The 4,824-nt window shown below is 69.3% G+C and carries 4 protein-coding genes; all 4 read right to left on the bottom strand.

All coding sequences use genetic code 11. From position 1 onward, the window contains the following. Nucleotides 1-80: 80 nt before the first annotated feature. The gene (locus tag H7965_RS32330) at nucleotides 81-1,088 is read right to left on the bottom strand and encodes a recombinase family protein (RefSeq protein WP_186773929.1); all 1,008 of its coding nucleotides are present in this window, start codon (nucleotides 1,086-1,088) and stop codon (nucleotides 81-83) included. 240 nt (nucleotides 1,089-1,328) lie between these two features. Next, complete coding sequence (locus tag H7965_RS28700; protein ID WP_186773928.1) at nucleotides 1,329-2,141, bottom strand: VOC family protein; 813 nt, start codon at nucleotides 2,139-2,141, stop codon at nucleotides 1,329-1,331. Then, complete coding sequence (locus H7965_RS28695; RefSeq protein WP_186773927.1) at nucleotides 2,128-2,961, bottom strand: alpha/beta fold hydrolase; 834 nt, start codon at nucleotides 2,959-2,961, stop codon at nucleotides 2,128-2,130. Before H7965_RS28695 ends, H7965_RS28700 begins: the two co-directional genes overlap by 14 nt. A gap of 109 nt (nucleotides 2,962-3,070) precedes the next feature. Further along, a complete protein-coding gene (locus H7965_RS28690; RefSeq protein WP_315898720.1) occupies nucleotides 3,071-4,216 on the bottom strand; it encodes an ABC transporter substrate-binding protein in 1,146 nt (381 codons plus the stop codon). Between the last annotated feature and the right edge of the window lie 608 nt (nucleotides 4,217-4,824).

The following is a 4,824-nucleotide window of genomic DNA, read 5'->3' as shown; positions in this document are numbered from 1 at the left end:
CGCGATCGCCGACCATTGCTCATCGCTCAGCCAGAACAGTACCGACATGCGCAAGCCCCTGATGCCCAAGGGGCAGCGAATCACAACCGGCCGGGCCACTCAAAGCGGTAATCGAGTTCCGAGCCTAGCGCGCCGCCGCCCGTGCCAGCACCCTTGCCACTGTTGTATGCGTCCAGGATCCACGCCCTGACGGCACCGGCACACCGCGCTCGTTCAGTGCCCGTGCGATGGCAGCCTGGCCGACGACCCCCCTCGTGCCGCAGCCGTTCCACCTCCAGGGCTAGCCGATGCGCCGCCCTCTCCGCCGACCGGCGACGCGCCAGGGCGGCCGCGGTGGCGTCCGGGCCGCAGGCCGGCCGGTAGCCCCGGTCGCCGCCCAGCGCCTTGCCCCGGGCCTTCGCGGCCGCTAGCGCTGCCTGGGTGCGCTCGCTGATCAGCTCGCGCTCCTTCTGCGCCATGGCAGCATAGATCCGCATCATCAGGTCGTCAGCGCCCGGCATGTCGGCGGCCCGGATCGCGTAGCCCTCCTCTAGCAGCGCCGACAGCGTGTGGGCGCGCCGGGTGATCCGGTCGAGCCGGGCTGCCACCAGCACCGCGCCGAGCTGCCGGCAGCGGGCCAGCGCCGCCTGGAAGCCCGGCCGACGGTCGTCCTTGCCGGAGGCGATGTCGCTGTACTCGGCCACCAGCGTCCAGCCCTGGCCCGTGTAGGGGCGCCAAGGGCTTCTACGGTTTCGCCGCTGCCATACCACTGGATTGGGCATCGCTGCCGCTGGTGACTCGCTACGGGGCAATGCGGTCATGGTCTCGATAGAAGGCTCGGAACTACCCTTTGCCGCGGCCTCGCGGATGGCCTGCAGCCCACCGTCGGCGAGCCGCAGCGCAATCCAGTCAACGGCCTCGTCCTGCCGCCAGCCGAGGCCGGCGTACTCTGCCGGTGCCGTGATCTCTGCCAGCAGGCCGTGCTTCAACATGCTGCGGAACACCGCGTTGCGGGCGGCTGCCGGCAGCCCGCGAGGGGCTATGGCGAGACGGTGCTCATGCTGCGCAGCGGCGGCGAGGATCTGCCGCTGGGTGTCGGAGAGGGTCATCGTCGGGGCTCCTGGTGCAGGATCCGATCAGCCGGGTCCTACGAGCCGAGGCCTCGCCGATGAACTCTGCGAGGGCGGCGCGCCGGCGTCTGCCGCGGTGTGGGTCCGACCATTCGCTCTGAGCCTGGCGGAAGTGAAGCGGGGGAGCGAGAAGGATTGCGAATTTGCCTCGCTTGAGATTGATGTTCTGTGCCGAGCGATGGGAGCAGCAAGAACAGCCGGGCACGAGACCGACGAGGCCTATCCACCGATAAAGGCGGTCGGAACCCCGGACGCATGGTCGCGGATGGTAAAGAGCCGGGTGCCAGGCTTGCGCCCTACCCGGAGGGGCGAGACCGGTACCCCCGACGCTTCCATTCGAAAATGGCTGGCTGCCACATCCGGCACGCCCCAGGTTAGCCCCCACAGGCGGTCCGGCGCATCGGTGATGCCTGCGGCCAATTCATGCGAAACTTCCACCACTAGGTCGCCGCAACGGAAGAACAGCAGTCTGCTTCCCCAGGCGGGATTGCTGCGGTCCAGCCGCAACTCCAGCCCCAGACGGCCAGCCAGCAGGGCCATCGAGCGCTCCGGATCGCCGCTGCGGATTACCACATGATCGAGCCGGGTGGTCTGGGTGGGGCTGGCGGTCGGGCCGGGCTGGGTCAGCAGCAAGTGCAAGCCGCGGGCGGCTGCTAGCGTCAGCGGCGTGGCCTGGCCGTCCAGCCAGGACAGCGGCGGCCCGGCGGCCGGAAGGCCGCGGCGCCCCAGCAGCCGGGCGGCGCTTTCCGGCTCCGCCACCGCGAAGCCGAGCGCGCCCAGCGCCGCCCGCGCCCCGGCGGGCCGGCTGGCAAGATGCGCCGCGAGGGTACTCGGCTCGCCATGCGGCGCCACCAGAACCAGGCTGGTATTGGCCAAGGCGAACCGGGCCCACTCAAGGCCCTCAGCCGTGCCTCGCCCGTCGCAGGGCTGCGCGAACAGCGTCTCGTAGGCCGCCATGGCGGCGTCTAGTCCGTCGACCGCCAGGGTGATGTGGTCCAGGCCGAGAATGGGGCCGCCCTCATTCGATCCCATCGAGGAAGGCCTCCACCAGCGCGTTGAAGGCCGCCGCGTGCTCGAAATAGCCGGAATGCCCGGCGGCGGGGATCGGCGCCACCCAGGCATCGGGTAATTCCGCCGCCATGGCGCGGGCAGCGAACGGCGGGATGACGATGTCCCGCCCGCCAGGGACGAAGAGCACCGGGCAGCCGGCGGCGGCCAGGGCAGCGGGCGGGCGGGTTCGGCTGGCCCCCAACCGGGCCCGCACCGCTTCCTTGTCCAGCCCGGCGCTGAGCGCGTCCAACTGGCCGTACAGAAGATGCAGCGCCGGCTGCGCTTCCGCCATGGTGGCGCCGGCGGCGGGGTGGATGCGGCGCTGGCCCAGATCGGCCCGAGTTGTAGCGCTTTCCGCAGCCCAAGCGGCCAGCCGGTCGCGTTCCAGCTGGCGCATCTGCTGCGGGTCGAGCGTGCCGGTGGTGGCGGCCAGCACCAGCGCCTTCACCCGGCCTGGCCGCAGCAGGGCATACTCCACCCCGGTCCAGCCACCCATCGATTGGCAGACCAGACGGATATCGCCGAGGTCCAGCTGGTCCACCAGCGCCGCCAGGTCGGCGGCATAGGCGGCAGGGTCTGGCCCTTCCGGCGGCGCGGAAGACGGCCAGAAGCCACGATGCGAGAAGCTGATGCAGTTGTAGCGCGGGGCGAAATGCGCCACCTGCTGCCACCAGGACATGAAGCAGCCACCCAGCCCATGGGCAAAGACAAGCGGCGGCCCAGCACCCACCTTCTGATAGGCAATGCGGCAGTCCGGCCGTTCGATCCAGCCGGTCTGCTGGGCGGGAGCGGTGAAGCGCATGTGGCGATATCCTCCAGGGTTGGTAAGCAGAAGACAACTGCTCACCAGCTTGCGTCGAGGGTCGAAGCATCCGAGGCGTGGGCTCTTACCAATCCGCCTTGCCAGGGGCTCAGCTACGGACGAGCGGGCAACCTCCTTCGCTCATCGGGCGCATAGCCTGCTCGGCCTCAATGGTCCCGGCCAGGCGGTAGAGGTCCCACTCCTGCTTCACCTCGGCGGGTGGCTTCACCTCGAACAGATAGGCCGGATGGATCTTGCGGCCGTCCTCCCGCACGCGTCCGGCGCCGAAGCAGTCGTCCTCGGTCGGCAGGGCCTTCATGCGCTCGATGACGGCGCGACCGGAGGCCTTGGCCTGCGCCGACCCCATCGCGGCCGCGGTCTTCAGGTAGTGCAGCACCGCCGAATAGGCGCCGGCATGGTTGGTGCTGGGGTAGATATTGGGCGGCATGCGCGGTAGCACGCGCTGCGTGAAGGCGCGGGTGCGGTCGTTGAGGTCCCAGTAGAAGGGCTCGGTTAGCAGCAGGCCCTGTGCCGCTTCGGCGCCCATGGCGCGCACGTCGCCGAGCAGGCAGAGCAGTCCCACCAGCTTCATCTTGCGGGTTAGGTCGAACTCATGCGCCTGCTTGACGCAGTTCACCGTGTCGGTCCCGGCGTTGGCGAGGCCGAGCACCTTCGCGCGGGAGGCCTGCGCCTGCAGCAGGAAGGAGGAATAGTCCGTGGTCTGCGGGAAGGGGTAGCGGGCCTGGCCGAGCACGCGCCCGCCCGCCGCCTCCACCGCCCGCGCGGTGTCGCGCTGCAGCGCATGGCCGAAGGCGTAGTCGGCCGTGAGGAAGAACCAGCTGTCGCCGCCTGCCCGCACAGTTGCGGTGCCGGCGCCATGCGCCAGCATCCAGGTGTCGTAGGTCCAGTGCACGTGATTGGGGCTACAGCGCGGCCCGTGCAGATCCGCCGTCGCTGGGCCGGTAGCAAGGAAGACCTTGTCCTTCTCCTGCGCGAGGCCGGCCACGGCGAGGGCGATGGAGGAGTTGTTCACCTCAAGGATCGCGTCCACCCCGTCCCGGTCGTACCACTGCCGAGCGATGGCGGCGCCGACATCCGCCTTGTGCTGATGGTCGGCATGCAGCACCTCCACCTGCAGCGGCGTGCCCGCCCGGGCGAAGTCGTCAATCGCCTGGCGCACGCAGGCCATGGTGCCGAGGCCGGAGAGGTCGCGATAGGGTCCCGAGAGGTCACCCAGGATGCCGAGGCGCAGCACTGGCGCAGCTTGGGCCCTGGCCGTGCCGCTCCAAAGGCCGGAGCCGGCTAGCGCAGCGCCAATAGTGAGGATTTCACGCCGAGTTCCGGTCATTTTGGTGGTCTACTCCCCTACGGCATGCGGTGCCGCCAATCCGGTGGCGGCACCCTCGCGCCGGGCAGCGATTCACGCAACGGGTATGGCCGGCCTCGACGTGCAGATCGATCTCGGCGCAGTCCGCCTCTAAACGATCCTCCCAAGGCGGGGCCGACCTGCGCCGTGGCAGTCCAGTTCTGCGGTTGGGCACCCGCCAGCGCTGGCCACCGGCGCCACCAGCCAGCCCGATGTGAGCGTCATCGGCTGCCGCAAGGGCAACTCGGCGGCGCGGCGCTGGCCTCCTCGACCCGCTTCATTGAGCTCGACGCCTCGGTCTGGACCACCAACACCGTGGGGGTGATGGTCCGTCCAAGGTTTTCAACAGAGCATCCTGTGGTCTATTGCTACAGATCCTTCATGACCTTGACGACAGCCGGTCCAGCCATCACCAAAATTATGCAAGGCAATATGAAGATAATCAGGGGAACCGTGAGCTTGACTGGCAGACGCGCTGCGCGTGCCTCAAACTCCGT

The organism is Siccirubricoccus deserti, assembly GCF_014283215.1.
In the GTDB taxonomy this organism is placed as follows: Bacteria; Pseudomonadota; Alphaproteobacteria; order Acetobacterales; family Acetobacteraceae; genus Siccirubricoccus; species Siccirubricoccus deserti.
Note: the sequence above shows the minus strand (reverse complement) of the source record. Positions and strands in the feature narration are given on the sequence as shown.